Annotated in this window: 17 protein-coding genes and 1 riboswitch; of the genes, 2 read left to right on the top strand and 15 right to left on the bottom strand. The window is 62.1% G+C overall.

What is annotated here, in order from left to right; translation table 11 throughout:
- Positions 1–46: 46 nt before the first annotated feature.
- Positions 47–505: a DUF302 domain-containing protein gene (locus tag ACR0IY_RS05450; protein ID WP_480670993.1), complete on the bottom strand. Its 459-nt coding sequence runs from the start codon at positions 503–505 to the stop codon at positions 47–49.
- Between the two features lie 140 nt (positions 506–645).
- Here ACR0IY_RS05450 and ACR0IY_RS05445 point away from each other — a divergent pair, with 140 nt between their 5' ends.
- Positions 646–990, top strand: a complete 345-nt coding sequence (locus ACR0IY_RS05445; protein ID WP_480670991.1) for a DUF1636 family protein — start codon at positions 646–648, stop codon at positions 988–990.
- Here ACR0IY_RS05445 and ACR0IY_RS05440 read toward each other — a convergent pair.
- The 9 genes from ACR0IY_RS05440 to cbiE form a co-directional block, all read right to left on the bottom strand.
- Positions 987–1,481, bottom strand: coding sequence for a hypothetical protein (locus ACR0IY_RS05440; protein WP_480670990.1), 495 nt, complete (start codon positions 1,479–1,481; stop codon positions 987–989). The two genes, ACR0IY_RS05445 and ACR0IY_RS05440, sit on opposite strands and share 4 nt — an antisense overlap.
- 63 nt (positions 1,482–1,544) lie before the next feature.
- Entirely contained in the window at positions 1,545–2,243 is a 699-nt protein-coding gene (locus ACR0IY_RS05435; protein WP_480670988.1) for a CbtA family protein, read from the bottom strand.
- A gap of 4 nt (positions 2,244–2,247) precedes the next feature.
- The gene (locus ACR0IY_RS05430; protein WP_480670986.1) at positions 2,248–2,418 is read right to left on the bottom strand and encodes a CbtB domain-containing protein; all 171 of its coding nucleotides are present in this window, start codon (positions 2,416–2,418) and stop codon (positions 2,248–2,250) included.
- A gap of 36 nt (positions 2,419–2,454) precedes the next feature.
- Positions 2,455–2,661: riboswitch (cobalamin riboswitch) on the bottom strand.
- 43 nt (positions 2,662–2,704) lie between these two features.
- A complete protein-coding gene (gene cobF / locus ACR0IY_RS05425; RefSeq protein WP_480670984.1) occupies positions 2,705–3,448 on the bottom strand; it encodes a precorrin-6A synthase (deacetylating) in 744 nt (247 codons plus the stop codon).
- Positions 3,441–4,169: a uroporphyrinogen-III C-methyltransferase gene (gene cobA, locus ACR0IY_RS05420; RefSeq protein ID WP_480670982.1), complete on the bottom strand. Its 729-nt coding sequence runs from the start codon at positions 4,167–4,169 to the stop codon at positions 3,441–3,443. The genes cobF and cobA overlap by 8 nt, the downstream gene beginning before the upstream one ends.
- Positions 4,166–5,482, bottom strand: a complete 1,317-nt coding sequence (locus ACR0IY_RS05415; RefSeq protein WP_480670980.1) for a cobyrinic acid a,c-diamide synthase CobB — start codon at positions 5,480–5,482, stop codon at positions 4,166–4,168. Before ACR0IY_RS05415 ends, cobA begins: the two co-directional genes overlap by 4 nt.
- The gene (gene cobM, locus ACR0IY_RS05410) at positions 5,475–6,269 is read right to left on the bottom strand and encodes a precorrin-4 C(11)-methyltransferase (RefSeq protein ID WP_480670978.1); all 795 of its coding nucleotides are present in this window, start codon (positions 6,267–6,269) and stop codon (positions 5,475–5,477) included. The genes ACR0IY_RS05415 and cobM overlap by 8 nt, the downstream gene beginning before the upstream one ends.
- A complete protein-coding gene (locus ACR0IY_RS05405) occupies positions 6,266–6,634 on the bottom strand; it encodes a cobalamin biosynthesis protein (protein WP_480671153.1) in 369 nt (122 codons plus the stop codon). The genes cobM and ACR0IY_RS05405 overlap by 4 nt, the downstream gene beginning before the upstream one ends.
- Complete coding sequence (gene cbiE, locus ACR0IY_RS05400) at positions 6,631–7,830, bottom strand: precorrin-6y C5,15-methyltransferase (decarboxylating) subunit CbiE (protein ID WP_480670977.1); 1,200 nt, start codon at positions 7,828–7,830, stop codon at positions 6,631–6,633. Before cbiE ends, ACR0IY_RS05405 begins: the two co-directional genes overlap by 4 nt.
- On the opposite strand from cbiE, the gene ACR0IY_RS05395 reads away from it, so the two are divergent.
- Positions 7,829–8,578, top strand: a complete 750-nt coding sequence (locus tag ACR0IY_RS05395; protein ID WP_480670975.1) for a cobalt-precorrin-6A reductase — start codon at positions 7,829–7,831, stop codon at positions 8,576–8,578. The genes cbiE and ACR0IY_RS05395 overlap by 2 nt on opposite strands.
- Here the strand turns inward: ACR0IY_RS05395 and cobJ are convergent.
- Genes cobJ through cobN form a run of 5 tightly spaced genes read right to left on the bottom strand, consistent with a single transcriptional unit; the run spans position 8,551 to position 15,071 of the window.
- The gene (gene cobJ, locus ACR0IY_RS05390; RefSeq protein WP_480670973.1) at positions 8,551–9,303 is read right to left on the bottom strand and encodes a precorrin-3B C(17)-methyltransferase; all 753 of its coding nucleotides are present in this window, start codon (positions 9,301–9,303) and stop codon (positions 8,551–8,553) included. The two genes, ACR0IY_RS05395 and cobJ, sit on opposite strands and share 28 nt — an antisense overlap.
- Positions 9,300–10,028, bottom strand: coding sequence for a precorrin-2 C(20)-methyltransferase (locus ACR0IY_RS05385; RefSeq protein WP_480670971.1), 729 nt, complete (start codon positions 10,026–10,028; stop codon positions 9,300–9,302). The genes cobJ and ACR0IY_RS05385 overlap by 4 nt, the downstream gene beginning before the upstream one ends.
- Positions 10,025–10,654, bottom strand: a complete 630-nt coding sequence (locus tag ACR0IY_RS05380; protein ID WP_480670969.1) for a precorrin-8X methylmutase — start codon at positions 10,652–10,654, stop codon at positions 10,025–10,027. The genes ACR0IY_RS05385 and ACR0IY_RS05380 overlap by 4 nt, the downstream gene beginning before the upstream one ends.
- Entirely contained in the window at positions 10,654–11,781 is a 1,128-nt protein-coding gene (cobG, locus tag ACR0IY_RS05375) for a precorrin-3B synthase (protein WP_480670967.1), read from the bottom strand. The genes ACR0IY_RS05380 and cobG overlap by 1 nt, the downstream gene beginning before the upstream one ends.
- Positions 11,778–15,071, bottom strand: a complete 3,294-nt coding sequence (gene cobN / locus ACR0IY_RS05370; protein WP_480670965.1) for a cobaltochelatase subunit CobN — start codon at positions 15,069–15,071, stop codon at positions 11,778–11,780. The genes cobG and cobN overlap by 4 nt, the downstream gene beginning before the upstream one ends.
- Between the last annotated feature and the right edge of the window lies 1 nt (position 15,072).

The raw sequence follows: 15,072 nt of genomic DNA, 5'->3' as shown, positions 1-15,072 counted from the left end.
ATTGCGGAGGACAGCCTCGGACGCAAGCAAGTTCACGCCAGTGTGACTATTTGACGGCGGATTCCGCCACGGCCTGAAACTTTGTGTCGAGTTCTATGGCAATATCGCGCAGCGGCTCACCGCCTTCGTATACGTATGGCGCAAAGACAAAGCTGGGCGTTTTGTAGGACAGAGTGGCGGTGCCGTCGTCATTTTCAGTGACATAAAATCGGATCGGGGCTTCGATCATGGCGCTTACCGACGTTTCCAGAACGCGCACGGCGTAATCGTTGTTGAAAGCGCCGATCACCAGATTGCCAGGGATGATGATTCCGCGCGCTGCAGCGGCCTTGGTCGGTCCGGCCTGAGTGACCACGATCAACCCGTTTTCCTTCACTGCAGTCTTGGTGTCGGCAACCAGGTCTTCATAACTTTTGGCTGTGGGGTAGACCGCCCATCCCGCCAAAGGTTCCTCGGCCCGAACGGGCAGGGCCAGAAGGCAAAGAAAACCCAATAGGATACGCATCGTGTTGCCTCGTTCGACGTGACTGCTCGGAAAATGCCAGAAATCGACGAAAGGCGCACGCACAATAACGTGTGCATTCAGGATTGCGCCGACAGGCAGAAAGCATCAGAAACGTGCGGACGACACGAACGAGGACGCACGTGGACCAGATACGTCTACTGATCTGCAATACTTGCGCTGGCACGCGCGATCCGGAGGCCGAGAGGCAGGCCGTCTGCGTTGCGCTCAGTCGCGCCGGGCTGGAGGATCGCGTCGAAGTCGAAGAGCACGCCTGTTTCAGCGGGTGCACCGAACCGACCGCGTTGGCGCTGCAATCTGCGGGTCGCGCGTCTTACGTATTTTCAGGGATAAACGTCATAGAGGATGCCGATGATATCGCCGCAACCTGCAAGGCTTATCTGGACAGCCCATCAGGCTGGATCGAAGACGCCCGACCTTGCGGGCGGCTTCGGATGTGTTTGCGTGCGCGTATTCCGGCGCTCTAATCGACCTGAACCGTCACCGCGGCGCTGACCGGCACATTGTCGACCATCAGCGGGCTGTGGCTGTTGGCATTCAACGAGACCGAGACCTCAACCTCGCCTTTGGGCAGATCGGGGATATGGATCCAGTTGCCATAAAGGCGCGCCAGTTTCTCGCCGTTGATATAGACATGGGCGTGGCCTTCGCCGTCTTTGTCGGTTGCAGACGCGTTTTCCGGTGCGAATCGGAAGTTCTGCGGCATGACATGCAGGTTCCAACCGGCCATCGGGTCCTGCTTCAATGCGATCTCCAGACCGGGCGCGTTGGGGCCAGCGGGCAGGTTTACAGCAGTAGAGTGATCATGCGCCATGGCTTCGGCAGCCGAGCCGCCGTGATGGGCCGGATCGCCATGGTCGTGGCCGTTAAAGGTGACGCCATTGGCTGCGGCCAGAACAAAACCAGCCCCGCCGCCAAAAACCAGGCCGATTGCAAAAAGGGCAAGTGAGCGTGCCATTTTCTTTCCTTGTAGACAAAAAGAAACGCGCCGGGCAGGGCCCGGCGCGCGTGTGTTCCTGGATCAGGCCGTCGCTTCGGCGCGTTTGCCTTCGCCTTGCCAGAAGTACCCGGCGAAGGCACCTACCAGAACCCAGGCAACCAGACCGATACCGAAGGCGCGGGCTGCGAACAGAGCGCCAATCTCGGTCGGAACGGGGCCGGTGAAGACATCGGGCTCAGGTGCTCCGATTAGATGGGGTGCCAGCAGCAGTGCTGCAGCGATCACATAGCTGATCAGGTTGCCACCAAAGGCAATCAGCCACAGCGCAACAAGGGCGGCGGCCACAGTTGCAAACCACCAGACCTGACGGGCATAGACGTCAGCAGCGGCGACACCGGGCACCTCAGGTGCCAGCGTGAAGCCGGGGGCCAGATGGAATGCGATGAAGCCTGCAAGCCCCCACAGAACGCCAGTGCGACCGTCAATCGTGTGGCCCTGACCTTCGGCGACGGACATCAGCGCAACCATCACCAGCGCATAGCCAGTATAGGTCAGCATGGTGAAGATGACACTCAGCGCGTCGCGGGTCAGCTCCGAGAACATGCCCGGCAGTTCAGGATGTGCCGAAACCGCCTCGGCCCCGAAATGAACCAGCTCACCGGATTCGTACAGTTCCGCGTGCAGCAAAACGGGTTGCACAAAGACCAACTGCAGCAAGGCGGCAATCAGCCCCGCTGCAGCACCAGCGAACAACGCGCTGGTCAATATACGACTGAACATGGTCTTAGTGGCAGGGGAAGCCGGTCGCGTGCCGCACGTCATGGGCTGCGTCGTGCAGCGCCGCGGCCTGAACGTGACCGGTCAGGGTGATGATGCCCAGACCCAGAACCACCGCGAACATGACCGGAAGGATACCAGCGTGCGAGGCGGATGCTGTTTTTGTTTGTGTTGCCATCTTAAATTCTCCTTTGCCGCCGCACCCGACGGCCGGTGTTTCAATTTACGCCTGGCAGGTCTCCTGGCTTGCGGGTCGGTGCCTCTGTTCGCCTTCCCCCTGAAGATCAGGAGTGGCTGGTTGAACAGGGCTCACCGCTTACAGTCGCGGGGGCGGCTGTGGACTTGATCACGCGGGCAATCGCACCACATTCCCTCTTAGCATCCGGATTTCTCCGGCAGGACCAGACACTTTCATTTAGCCTTTATGACGGCGGTGGCGCAATCGTCATTTGCGACGTTTTATGTCAGATCACACGCTTTTTCAGCAAATAGACATCCATGATCCAGCCATGATCGGCGCGCGCTGTGGCCCGGGTGGACAGAATCTCAGACGCCACATCCGCCAAAGGACCTTTGATCAGGATTTCCTCTTTCATGCCCACGTAAGCGCCCCACCAAATGTCATAGTCGTCCACATCGAGGGATTGGAATGAACATTCTCCGTCTAGCATTACCGCGACTTTCGAGGCGTTTGCAGGCCACCCTTCATCCCGAATGCGTCGTCCGGTGGTAACAACATAAGGTGCGCCGAGCTCGTTGATCGGGATCGCATGGGCCGCCGTCAGTGCTTGCAGAGCGGTGATGCCGGGAATCACCCGCGTGTTAGGCTGTGGGTTCAGCCGCGACGCAATTCTCAGAGAACTGTCATAAAGCGACGGGTCACCCCAGATCAGCAAAGCCACATGGCGCGCGTTCGGATGGGCCGAGATTGCCTCGTGCCAGCGCAGGGCAATGGCGTCGTGCCATTCGTCCACGCCGCGCAGGTATCCATCATCGGCACGACGCTTGGGGATGTCAAAATAGGCGATCTGAGGTTGTGTGTCTGTCACCTGTGCGATGATATCTTCGCGCAAACCTGCAAGGTCAGCCTTGTTCTCACCCTTCCGGGGGACCAGAATCAGGTCTGCAGATTGAATAGCCTTCGCGCCCTGAAATGTCACATGGTCTGGGTTACCAGTACCGATACCGATCAATGTCAGGTCAAACATCGTCGAACTCTGCCAGCGGGCCATACAAAATCAACGCCGGAGCCGTTCCGATTTCTGCCGCAAGTTTGTCCGACAGCACACCAATTGTCGCTCGGAAGAGATTCTGATCGGGGGTCGAGACCGACTCGGCCATCAGCGCAGGTGTCTCCAATGGTAGCCCGTGATCGTGCAGCGCATTGACCAGCAGGGGGAAGGTCCGCTTACCCATGAAGACTACGGTTGTCGCGTCCGGGTCGGCCAGAGCAGGCAGGTTCAAATCCTCGGGCAGCTTGCCGCTGACATCATGGCCGGTGACGAATTGCACCCGCCGCGCGGTCAGGCGCCGGGTCAGCGGGATGCCCGCCGCCGCCGCCGCTGCAACTGCCGAGGGGATGCCGGGGATGATCTCGTATTCAATACCGGCTTCACGCAAGGCCACCAGTTCTTCCTCAAGTCGCCCGAACAACCCACCATCGCCCGACTTCAGCCGTACCACGCGGGCACCGGTATTGGCGTAATCCACCAGCAGACGGCTCACGTGATCCTGTTTCGGCGACGGACGTCCGGCCCGCTTTCCAACGCCGACCAAATCGGCCTCCTCACGCGCGTGGCTCAGAATGGGTCCGCTGCTGAGGTCATCGAACAGCACCGCATCAGCCTTCTGCATCCGGTCCACGGCCTTGAGCGTCAGCAGCTCCGGATCACCCGGTCCGGACCCGATGAATGAAACAAACCCGCTCAAACCGAGGCCTCCGCGATCAAATGAAAGAATGTTCCGGTGACGTTGCCGCGTACCGAACCGGTCTGCGGCCCTTCGGCCCCTTCTGCGTCAAAGACTCGTGCCAAAGGTGCGTCGGGTTGTTCGACGATTGAGGAATAATGGAACTCGTGCCCCCGAAGTGCCGTTCCAGCGGCCAGCCCGGGCATCGGTTCCAGCAACTCAGCCCGACGATAGCCTAGGTTGAACTTGCGCTTTTCATAGGATGTCACGAGACCTAGCAATCCGGCCATCCTGTGCCGGTTGCCGTCCTTGTCGACCAGTCCTTCGCCCAAAGCCATGTAGCCACCACACTCGCCATGCACGGGCTTTGTCTCGGCATGCCGCCGCAGTCCGGTCAGAAACTGGTCTGCCGCGGCCAGTGTGCCCGCATGCAACTCGGGGTACCCGCCGGGCAGCCACACCAGATCGGCTTCCTCTGCCGGTGCCTCGTTGGCGAGCGGGGAAAACGGCACTACCTCGGCTCCGGCGGCGCGCCAACCTTCCAGCAAATGCGGGTAGGTAAAGGAAAAAGCCGCATCTCGGGCCAAGGCGATCCGTTGTGCCGGTGGGCGCGGCAGCGCGGCTGACGATGGCCCATTGGGCCCCGAGGAAGCCGCCCGCTTGATCGCCTCGAGATCCACATGTTCACGCAGAAACGCGGCATATCCGGCGATGGCGCATTCCAGATCGGGATGTTCCACTGCCTGAATCAGCCCCAGATGCCGCTCGGGCAGGGTCAGATCACCACGGCGCGGCAGGACACCAAGTACCGGCAGGCCCGCGCGCTCCATCCCCAACCGCGTCAGGCGCTCATGCCGGGGGCTGGCGCAGCGGTTCAGGATCACACCGGCAAAGGGCAGGTCGGGGTTGTACATACGAAACCCCAGCGCCGTGGCCGCCGCCGATTGCGCCTGACCACCAACATCCAGAACAAGCACCACAGGCCAGCCCATACGCTGCGCTGTTTCGGCGCTGGACCCATGACCTAGCTCTCCGGGCTTCGCGACACCGTCGAACAGCCCCATTGAGCCCTCGGCCACCACGATTTCCGCACCTTCGGCCTGGGCCGAGATTGCGTTCAGCAGGCCGTCATTCATCGCCCAGCTGTCCAGATTGAACGAGGCCCGCCCCGCAGCCGCCCGGTGAAAGGCCGGGTCAATATAGTCCGGCCCGCTTTTGAACGGTTGAACGGTCAATCCGTCCTCGGCCAAAGCCCGCAGCAGGCCCAGCATCACGGTGGTCTTTCCCGTGCCCGAGGATGGGGCGGAAATCAAAAGGCCGGGGGGGTTAGTCATCACCGTGGCTCCAGCTCGACCACGGGCTGTCAGCGCTTTGCGGGCGATAGCGGCGGTCATAATCCTTTGAATACAGACAGCTTTCGTCAAAACCTTCGCCTGCCAGCGCTGGCCCCACCATGATCAGGGCGGTGCGCGAGATGCTCTGGTCCAGCGCCTCTTTCAGAGTGTCCAGCGTAGCGCGGATAATCCGCTCGTCTGGCCAACTGGCGCGGTACACGACGGCCACCGGGCAGCCGGCACCGTAGGCCGGTATCAAATCTGCGATTACCTTGTCGAGATTGCCGATCGACAGGTGGACGGCCAGTGTCGCGCCTGTACGGGCAAAGTTTTCCAGCGTTTCGCCCTCGGGCATTGAAGACGCGCGGCCCGGTGTCCGGGTCAGGACCACCGATTGCGCCAGTCCGGGCAGGGTCAGTTCGGCGCCCAATGCCGCCGCCGCTGCAGCAAACGAGGGCACGCCTGGGGTCACGCTGACCGGGATACCCATCTGTTTCAGGCGACGGATCTGCTCGCCCATTGCGGACCAGACCGACAGGTCACCGGAATGTAGCCGCGCCACGTCCTGACCGGCCTGATGCGCGGTCTCGATCTCGGCCATGATCTGATCCAAGTCCATCGGTGCAGTGTTGATAACCTTTGCACCTTCGGGGCAGTGACCCAGAATCTCTTCTGGCACCAGCGAACCCGCATACAGGCACACGGGGCATGAGGCGATGATATCACGTCCGCGCAGGGTCAGCAGGTCGGCGGCGCCTGGTCCGGCGCCGATGAAATGAACGGTCATGTTTGTCCTCCGATGGCGACGGCGCAGGTGGCAAGCCGGTCGTCCGAGATATGTCTGGGTGAGGTCAACCGCGCACCGGGTCCGGCAGCGGCAAGGGCAGATGCTTCGGCCACGCTGCCGGTGCCATAGGTGGCGCGGCTGCGGGCTGAGCAGGTGAGGGTGCGCTGCCCGGCCAGGTCGGCGGGCGCGACGAAATACAAGGGCAGGCGGGCGGCTGCAGCGAATTCAGCAAGCGCGGCGTGGCCTTCCTTGTCGGCCGCTGTGGCCAGTGCGTCCACGTTGTGCCCTGCGCTGCCCCGATCAAAGGCGGCGCGCAAGCTTTCCAACGTGGCCGTAGAAGAAAAACCCAGCCCAGCAACGATCATAGGGTCACGCTCCATTGCACTACCGGGTAGACAGATTTCCAACCCCGGCGCGGCCCTAGAGGGGCCGAGTGCGCCAGCTCGATACGCAGCAGGTCTCCACCCAGTTTCCCGTGCCACTGGGCCAGCAACGCCTCGCTTTCCAACGTCACTGCATTCGCGACCAGCCGCGTACCCGAAGGCAGGGCGTCGCGCAGCCATGCCAACAGGTCGGCGCTCAACCCGCCGCCGATGAAAACGACATCGGGCAAAGGCAGGCCAGACAACACATCGGGTGCGGTGCCGTGGATCACGTTCAGCCGGTCCTGACCCAGCGCATCGGCGTTGCGGCGAATACGCTCGGCGCGGTCGGCGCGAGGTTCGATCGTTGTGGCCGTCAGGGTCGGATCGCACATCAGCCACTCGATACTGATCGAACCAGTGCCGCCGCCGACATCCCACAAATGCTCACCCCGCTGCGGGGCCAGAGCCGACAGGGTCAGCGCGCGGATCGGTCGTTTGGTAATCTGACCGTCGGTCTCGAAAATCTCATCCGGTTTGCCCGAAGCTTTGGGAAAGGCACGACCGGCCCCCGCGACCTCAAGCCCGACGCAGACAGGGTGGTCGAACGAGCCCAGCAGAGCCTCGGTCAATGACACGCTGCGTGACCGTTCACGCGGGCCGCCGAGCGCCTCCATCACGTGTAGCTGTGTGTCCTCAAAGCCGGTTTCAGTCAGGTAGGAGGCCAACTCGGCCACCGCCGCACCGTTGCGCAACAGCAAAATGGCGCGTAGGCCGGGCGACAGATACGGGCGCAGACGGGTCAGCGGCGCGGCATGCAGGCCGAAGGTCTGAGTACCTTCCAGCGGCCAGCCCAGTCGCGCAGCCGCCAGCGAAAACGTCGATTGACCGGGCACGGCAGACCATTCCCCGACATCGAAGTTACGCGCGATGACCGAACCCGCGCCGAACCAGAACGGATCGCCCGAGGCCAGAACGACGGTCCGTTGCCCCCGAAACCCAGTCAAAATGGGCAGGCCGTCGACGAAAGGGACGGGCCATTCCACGCGCTGGGCTCCGGTCTCGGGGACCAACGACAGGTGGCGTGGTGGACCCATGATGATATCGGCGAGTTCCAGCACTTGACGGCTTGCGGGGGACAGGCCATCCAGTCCATCTTCGCCCAAGCCCAGAACGGTCAGCCACGGAGCTTCATTCATGTCCAACCTCCTGATCCTTGGCGGCACGACCGAGGCCAACGCACTGGCCAAATCTGTGGCCGAGCTGGGCATCCCGGCGACCTATTCCTACGCCGGACGGGTGGATAAACCGCGGCCGCAACCCTTGCCGGTGCGTACCGGAGGCTTTGGCGGCGCGGATGGACTTTTGCAATATCTGCGTGATCACGCAATTACCCATGTGATTGACGCCACCCATCCCTTTGCCGCGCAGATGAGCCGCAATGCTGTTACCGCCTGCCGAGACGTGGGTGTGCCGCTGGCCGCGCTGACTCGACCGGCGTGGCAGGTGCAGGACGGCGACCGATGGCAACATGTGCCCGATATCGCTGGCGCAGTGGCGGCTTTGTCCGGCCCGGCCCGGCGTGTCTTTCTGGCCGTGGGACGCATGCATCTTGAGGATTTTGCCGCCCAGCCTCAACACCACTACATGCTGCGGTTGGTAGACGAACCTGACGCTTTGCCGCTGCCGAATTGCGATGTTGTCGTGTCGCGCGGGCCATTCGCCGAAGCCGAAGACATTGCCCTTATGCAGCAACACGGTACGGAGCTGGTCGTGTCCAAGAACGCAGGCGGCACCGGAGCCCGCGCCAAGCTGGACGCCGCGCGAGCACTGGGCTTGCCGGTGCTCATGATCGACCGTCCGACCCTGCCGAAGCGGGTTGAACTGTCGAGCGTGACACAGGTTCTGGACTGGCTGGCTCATTCCGGCGTGAACCTCGGGGTGTAAACTATCGGGGCACCGTCGCGTGGGATCACGCGGGTCAGGGATGACCCCACGATCACAATAGTCTGCATATCCGCCATCTCGGGCGTCGCCTCGGCCAGTGTCGAAATACGGATCGCCTCATCCGCGCGCGAGACCGCGCGAGCGAACAGGATCAGGCGTTCAGGTTCGCATTCCTCTCGCAGAATTTCCAGTGTCTTTACAAAGCCTTCCGGACGAGACTTGGAGCGCGGATTATAGAACGCCATCGCAAAGTCACCCTGTGCTGCCAGACGCAGGCGCTTTTCGATCAGCGACCAGGGTTTGAGGTTGTCGCTCAGGTTGATAGCACAGAAATCATGCCCCAGCGGCGCACCAGCCCGGGCCGACGCGGCCAGCATTGCAGTGATCCCGGGCATCACGTCGATGGGAATGTTCCGCCATTCGGCAGGGCCGTTTTCCAACGCCTCGAACACCGCTGCCGCCATCGCGAACACACCGGGATCGCCTGAGGAGACCACGACCACGCGCTTACCCTCAGCCGCCATCTGCAATGCGTGTTGGGACCTATCGATTTCGACCCGGTTGTCGCTGGCATGCAGGGTCAGGCCGGGGCGTTCTGCCACACGCGCGACATAAGGAATATAACCCACGATATCGGTGGCTTCGGCCAGAGCGGCAGAAACTTCGGGCGTCACCAGATCTTCGTTGCCGGGGCCAAGGCCCGCAATCTTGACCCAACCGCTCATGGTCGCCGCCCCTGACCATGCACAATGATAATTGAGAAATAGGGGGTGACCTTTTCGCACGCTTCGGACAGTTTCGTCACTGTCTGGTTGGGCATTTGGGCAAATTCAACAATCCACGCGCGGTCATACAATCCAGCGGTCTTCAATGCGCGCTTTACCTTGTCGATATTGCGACCGATCTTCATCACTACCAGCGCGTCTGTTTGCGCCATGCGTTCGGCCAGCGTTTCTTCGGGCAAGGTTCCGACCAGAACGGTCAGCACATCATCGCCCCAGGTGATCGGGTTTCCGGTGGCGGTCCAGGCTCCGGACATGCCGGTAATGGCGGGGACAACTTCGACGTCAGTTTCATCCCGCAAGCGGCTGTAAAGATGCATGAATGATCCATAAAAGAACGGGTCACCCTCACACAGGACCACGACATCTTCGCCCTGATCTGACAACGCTTTCAGATGGGCGGCGCAGTCCTTATAGAACGCTGACAGCAGCTCGTTATAGCGCGGATCGGTCAAGGGGATTTCAGTGGTGACCGGGTATTCCATCGGAAATTCGACGGCGTCACCGGGGATCATGCCATTGACGATTTTTCGTGCCTGACCGCTGCGGCCCGGTTTACGGAAGAAAGCGACGTGGCGCGCGTTGCGTAGCAAGCGGTCAGCCCGGACACTCATCAGGTCGGGATCGCCCGGGCCCAGGCCCACGCCGTATATCTTACCCGCGCTCATTCGGCACGGCTCGCGATGGCGTTGATGGCGGCGACAGTGATGGCGCTCCCGCCCAGACGGCCTTTGACGATGCAGGACGGCACAGGCTGCGCCTCCCACAGGGCGTCCTTGGATTCGACTGCGCCGACGAAGCCCACCGGGCAGCCGATGATGGCCGCGGGGCGCGGGCAGCTGGGGTCTTCCAGCATGTTCAGCAGGTGGAAAAGGGCGGTGGGGGCATTGCCAATAGCGACCACAGCGCCCTCCAGGTGCGGACGCCAAAGTTCCAGCGCTGCGGCCGAGCGGGTATTGCTCATCTCAGCGGCCAGAGGGCGTACACGATCGTCATGCAGGGTGCAGATCACCTCATTGTCGGCGGGCAGACGGAACCGGGTCACTCCTTCGCTGACCATGCGCGCGTCGCACAGGATAGGTGCACCGTTCTCAAGCGCGGTTCGGGCAGCGGGGACAAACCCGTCCGAGAAATGCACAAACTCTTCCAGCCCAACCATGCCTGCAGCGTGGATCATGCGGACAGCGACCTGTTCTTCGTCGGCATCGAACCGGGCCAGATCGGCCTCGGACCGGATGGTGGCAAAGCTTTGTTTGTAGATTGCCGCGCCGTCGGTTTCGTATTCATAGGGCATCAGGTGAAGTCCATCGTCATGAGTGTTTCGGGTGTCAGCCCGCGCAGGCTTGGCTCATCCCCCGCGCGGCCTTGTTTGACAAGATCAAATCGTCCGTTGTTGCCAACCAATGTGACGTCGGCAGCACCCATACGGGCGCATCCCTTGGCGCAGCCCGATACATGCAGACTGCCCGGCACGAGAGGGGCCAGTGCCTGGGCTGTGATACGGGTTGCAATATGCGCCTGCGGGCAGAACGGGGCGCCGGGGCAGGCGTCGGTGGTCATTAGCGGATCGGTGCCATCGGTGACAAAATCATCCGTATCGAGCGCCGCCCCGCCTTCCAGCAGGATCACCCGCCACGGGGTGACGCGCAGAGCAGTGGCACCAGAGTCCCTAATCAGCTTGTGAAGCTTAGGTGCAGGCAATTGCCCAAAGGCTGCTCCGTAGAGCGTCCCCAGATCACATGTGCCGGGCTGAAGCGGTACACCAACCGGACACGGCGCCGAGCCTTGCCAGCACTGCGGTAAGTCCATCGACGCAATCACGCGCGCCATGCGGCGGGCGTCGTGGGTGTGCCTCTCGGCAAACCAATGCGCCAGTTTGATCAGTTGGTCGATGGCCTCGGCCTCGGTCACGCGGCACCCGGTCTTGGCCCCATCGGCACGCAAGATCAGGCCGTCATGGTCGGTTTCAAGCCGAATATCGGCGGAATCCCCAGCAAGCAGACGCTCGGCTCCGGTGTCGATGGCGAACCCGAATTTGGCAGGCAGGGCGGGTAATTCAGCCAGACGATCAATCAACTCCTGAGCCAGACGCGCAGTCAAATCGCCTGCCTGATAGAGTGGTGAAACCAAAATATTGCGCCTCACTTCGATACCAGGTTCGGCATCCAGCAGGTCTAGCGCGGCCAGTTCCTGCAGCAGCGACTGATGATCGTCCTCGTTCACCCCACGTAGTTGCAGGTTGGCGCGATTGGTCAGGTCGATGGTGCCGTTGCCGAAACGATCCGCCAGTTCGCACAGGCCCAATGCTTGCCAAGCGTCCAACCGTGCCAGTCGGGGGCGCACCCGCACCACCAGCCCGTCACCGGACATCATCGGATGATGTGCGCCGGGGCACCAGCCTTGCACAACCGGGGCGCTCATCCCAACCCCTCCAGATCGGCCCGGATCGAGTTTCTTCGCGTGTTCCACAGCCCGGCCTCAAGCAAAGCACGGAATCGGTCCTGCATGGCCCGATGCGCCTGCGGGTTGGTCTCTTGCAGGAAGGCATCGACTTGCGGATCGCCCAGCGTGGCATCGTGGTAAAGGTCGAAAAGATGTGGGGCGACAGTGCCGGACAGATGCGCGAACGAGGCCATGTGATCCAGCGTTGCTGCAATCTCGGCAGCGCCTCTGAAACCGTGACGCTGCATCCCCCCGATCCAGCCGGGATTGGCGGCACGGGCGTGGACGACTCGGCTGATTTCTTCGGACAGGGTGCGTGCGCGAGGGGTGTCCGGGTTGGTATTGTCCATGTGGTACAGCTGCGCGCTGCCGCCGGTGATTTTTTTGGCGGCGGCAAATCCGGCCTCGTGCGTGGCGTAATCATTGGCCAGCAAAAGATCGGTTTCGGTCAGGTCCTGAAGGTGGACAAAGCTATCGGCTCCAGCGACGCGCTGGCTGATCCCTTCAGCGTCCTGTGCGATCTGCTCACCGTCCAGAGCGAACGAGCTGGCATCTAACCACGCTTGGCCCGCTTGCGTGCGGGCGTCATCCGTATAGGTCTCGGACAGATGGGTCATGTTCAACCCATAGCTGCCGGGGGCGGGGCCATAAACCCGAGCGGCGGGCTCCTGACCGGCGTAGGGGTTCCAGTCCGGAGCCTCATCCCGTGCGCAAAGGACTCGGATCGCCTGACCAAACAGCGCCGAAAGCGTTGGAAATACATCCCGGAACAGACCCGAGACCCGCAGGGTCACGTCCAGTCGCGGGCGGCTGAGATCGGTGATCGGCAGTACTTCGATTCCCGCTACCCGCTCCGAACCCTTGTCCCAGAGCGGTTTGACCCCCAGCAGGTGCAATGCCATGGCGAATTCCTCGCCCGCCGTGCGCATGGTGGCTGAGCCCCACAGATCGACGATCAGTCCTTTGGGGTAGTCGCCTTCCTCTTGCAGGTGTCGTCGAACCAGTTCTTCGGCCAGTTTCACACCCTGAGTATAAGCAGCGCGGGTCGGGACCGAACGTGGGTCGGTTGTATAGAGGTTGCGCCCGGTAGGTAGCACGTCCGAGCGCCCACGATACGGCGAACCTGACGGCCCAGCCTCGATCCTTTTCCCCGCCAGGGCGTCGATCAGAGCCCTGCGTTCAGCATGGGCAGAGGGTATCGGGTCAAAGTTGCCGGTTACTTCTGGCACACGGCCAAAGATATGCAGCCCGTCGCCGAACTGGCTTTCCTTGATGTCGCAGACAAAACGGTCGATGCGTGTGATCGCTTCGGCGGTGCAGGTGGCTTGATCCAGACCCAGATCGCTTTCCAGCCCGATGGCCTGTGCCTCATTCCGGATATCCTCTTGCAATCGATCCCGGCGCTTGGGGTCAAGCCCGTCCGCGTTCGAGAACTCGTCCAGCAGCGATTCCAGCCGCACCATCCGGTCCGGCGTGCTGCTTTGCTTCATCGGGGGTGGGATGTGGCCCAGTGTGACCGCTCCGATCCGGCGCTTGGCCTGTGCGGCCTCGCCGGGGTCATTGACGATGAACGGGTAGATCACAGGCAGATCGCGGATCAGCGCCTCGGGCCAGCAATCAGCGGACAGGGCGACGGATTTGCCGGGCAGCCATTCCAGCGTGCCATGCGCGCCAATATGGATCAGGGCGTCGGCTCCAAGGCTTTTGCGCAACCACAGGTAAAACGCGACATAGCTGTGGCGCGGCGTGCGCGACAGGTCGTGATAATCGTCCTCGCGCAACTCGGATGTTCCGCGTTCGGGCTGCAGGGCGATCAGTGCCTTACCGCGGCGCAGGGCTGTGAAATGGAACGCGCCATCGAAGAAGGACGGGTCGTTCTGAGGTTGTCCCCAAACGGTCTCCAGGTCCGCGCGCAACTGAATCGGAATATCTGCCAGTGCGACCAGATAATCCTCTAGCGACCACGATATCCGGGAGTCCAGCATCGTGTCGGCAAGAGGTTCGGCGGGTGCAGTGTCATAGCCTTTGTCTTGCAGATCGGACAGGATTGCTTCGGTCGATGCAAGCGCGTCGAGACCCACCGCATGGGCCATCTGCCAATCTTTGCCGGGATAGGTGGACAGCACCAGTGCGGGCACCTGATCCGCCTTGGGCTTGTCGTGTAGGTTCAGCCAGCCGGTCACCCGGTCGATGATCGCCTCGATCCGTTCAGGTTCAGCCCGGTGGGCAAAGCGGGAGTATTCCAGATGCGGATCGCGCTTGCCTGGTTCCTTGAACGAGGCGATGCCTGCGGAAATCCGTCCGTCCACCTCGGGCAGCACCACATGCATGGCAAGGTCGGCGGGGGACAAACCCCGTTCCGCCTCGGCCCAGGCCTTGCGGCGTGCCGTGGACAGCGCGACCTGAAATACTGGCACATTGGCGGCGTCCAGCGGTGAGGTGCCCGTTGCACCCTTGCCCGAAAACGAAGTGGCGTTGACGATCGCAGATGGCGTCAGTGCCACGACCTGTTCTCGTAGCCAATCAGCGGCAGAGGGGGCTTTTAGCGAAGGCGCGAACAAACCGACCGCTTCGTATCCGCGCGCCCGCAGGCTGCGGATCAGCGCCGCGACCGGGGCGGTGTCGGCTGAGGTCAGATAGGCGCGGTAAAAGGTCAAGAGGATGCGTTTGGCGTCGCCGGTGAAGGCTGATTCCACCGGGATTACCCCACGATCCGGGCACCATACGCCGCATTCGGGGATTGTCTTGGCCCCCATCACCGGCCCGGCATAAAGCCCAGCCGCCAGCGCCATCTGCGCCAGCGCGGCCTGCGCCGCGACTTCGCCGCCGGTGTCGCAGAGATGCGCCAGACGCCGCAGGGTTGAGACGGGCAAAGTGGAAAACTCGTCCAGCCGTGTGTCCTCGCGTCCATCGGCAGGCAGGACAGCTAGAGCAATGCCCTTGTCTTGCGCCAGCGCCAGAACCTGTTGCAACCCGTAGGACCAATAAGGCACTCCGCCGATCAGGCGGATCAGTATGCCCTTCGCCCCTTCAAGGGTCTGTTCAACATAGGTGTCGACGGACAGCGGATGTTTCAGCGCTGTCAGGTTGGCTAGCCGCATCGTCGGCATGCGCCCTTCGGCACCGCCACCGCGATGCCAACCCGCCGCGAAAGCGCCGAGGTCGCTGTCCGAAAAGGACAGCACCACCAAATCCGCCGGGCTCTGGCCCAGATCAGTTGGGGTCTCGGTTTCCTCGAGCCCGTGGCTTTCGCGGAAGACGACGTGCATG

The sequence above is a fragment of the Ruegeria sp. BC1 genome, assembly GCF_056539305.1.
This window is presented reverse-complemented; position numbering and strand designations above follow the sequence as displayed.

Excerpts from the sequence above, each read along its gene's own strand:
- ACR0IY_RS05430 (WP_480670986.1), bottom strand. The coding sequence starts at position 2,418 with ATGGCAACACAAACAAAAACAGCATCCGCCTCGCACGCTGGTATCCTT.
- cobM (WP_480670978.1), bottom strand. The coding sequence starts at position 6,269 with ATGACCGTTCATTTCATCGGCGCCGGACCAGGCGCCGCCGACCTGCTG.
- cobN (WP_480670965.1), bottom strand. The coding sequence starts at position 15,071 with ATGCACGTCGTCTTCCGCGAAAGCCACGGGCTCGAGGAAACCGAGACC.
- ACR0IY_RS05385 (WP_480670971.1), bottom strand. The coding sequence starts at position 10,028 with ATGAGCGCGGGTAAGATATACGGCGTGGGCCTGGGCCCGGGCGATCCC.
- ACR0IY_RS05450 (WP_480670993.1), bottom strand. The coding sequence starts at position 505 with ATGCGTATCCTATTGGGTTTTCTTTGCCTTCTGGCCCTGCCCGTTCGG.
- ACR0IY_RS05380 (WP_480670969.1), bottom strand. The coding sequence starts at position 10,654 with ATGCCCTATGAATACGAAACCGACGGCGCGGCAATCTACAAACAAAGC.
- ACR0IY_RS05440 (WP_480670990.1), bottom strand. The coding sequence starts at position 1,481 with ATGGCACGCTCACTTGCCCTTTTTGCAATCGGCCTGGTTTTTGGCGGC.
- cobF (WP_480670984.1), bottom strand. The coding sequence starts at position 3,448 with ATGTTTGACCTGACATTGATCGGTATCGGTACTGGTAACCCAGACCAT.
- cbiE (WP_480670977.1), bottom strand. The coding sequence starts at position 7,830 with ATGAATGAAGCTCCGTGGCTGACCGTTCTGGGCTTGGGCGAAGATGGA.
- ACR0IY_RS05415 (WP_480670980.1), bottom strand. The coding sequence starts at position 5,482 with ATGACTAACCCCCCCGGCCTTTTGATTTCCGCCCCATCCTCGGGCACG.
- cobG (WP_480670967.1), bottom strand. The coding sequence starts at position 11,781 with ATGAGCGCCCCGGTTGTGCAAGGCTGGTGCCCCGGCGCACATCATCCG.
- ACR0IY_RS05395 (WP_480670975.1), top strand. The coding sequence starts at position 7,829 with ATGTCCAACCTCCTGATCCTTGGCGGCACGACCGAGGCCAACGCACTG.
- cobJ (WP_480670973.1), bottom strand. The coding sequence starts at position 9,303 with ATGAGCGGTTGGGTCAAGATTGCGGGCCTTGGCCCCGGCAACGAAGAT.
- ACR0IY_RS05405 (WP_480671153.1), bottom strand. The coding sequence starts at position 6,634 with ATGATCGTTGCTGGGCTGGGTTTTTCTTCTACGGCCACGTTGGAAAGC.
- ACR0IY_RS05435 (WP_480670988.1), bottom strand. The coding sequence starts at position 2,243 with ATGTTCAGTCGTATATTGACCAGCGCGTTGTTCGCTGGTGCTGCAGCG.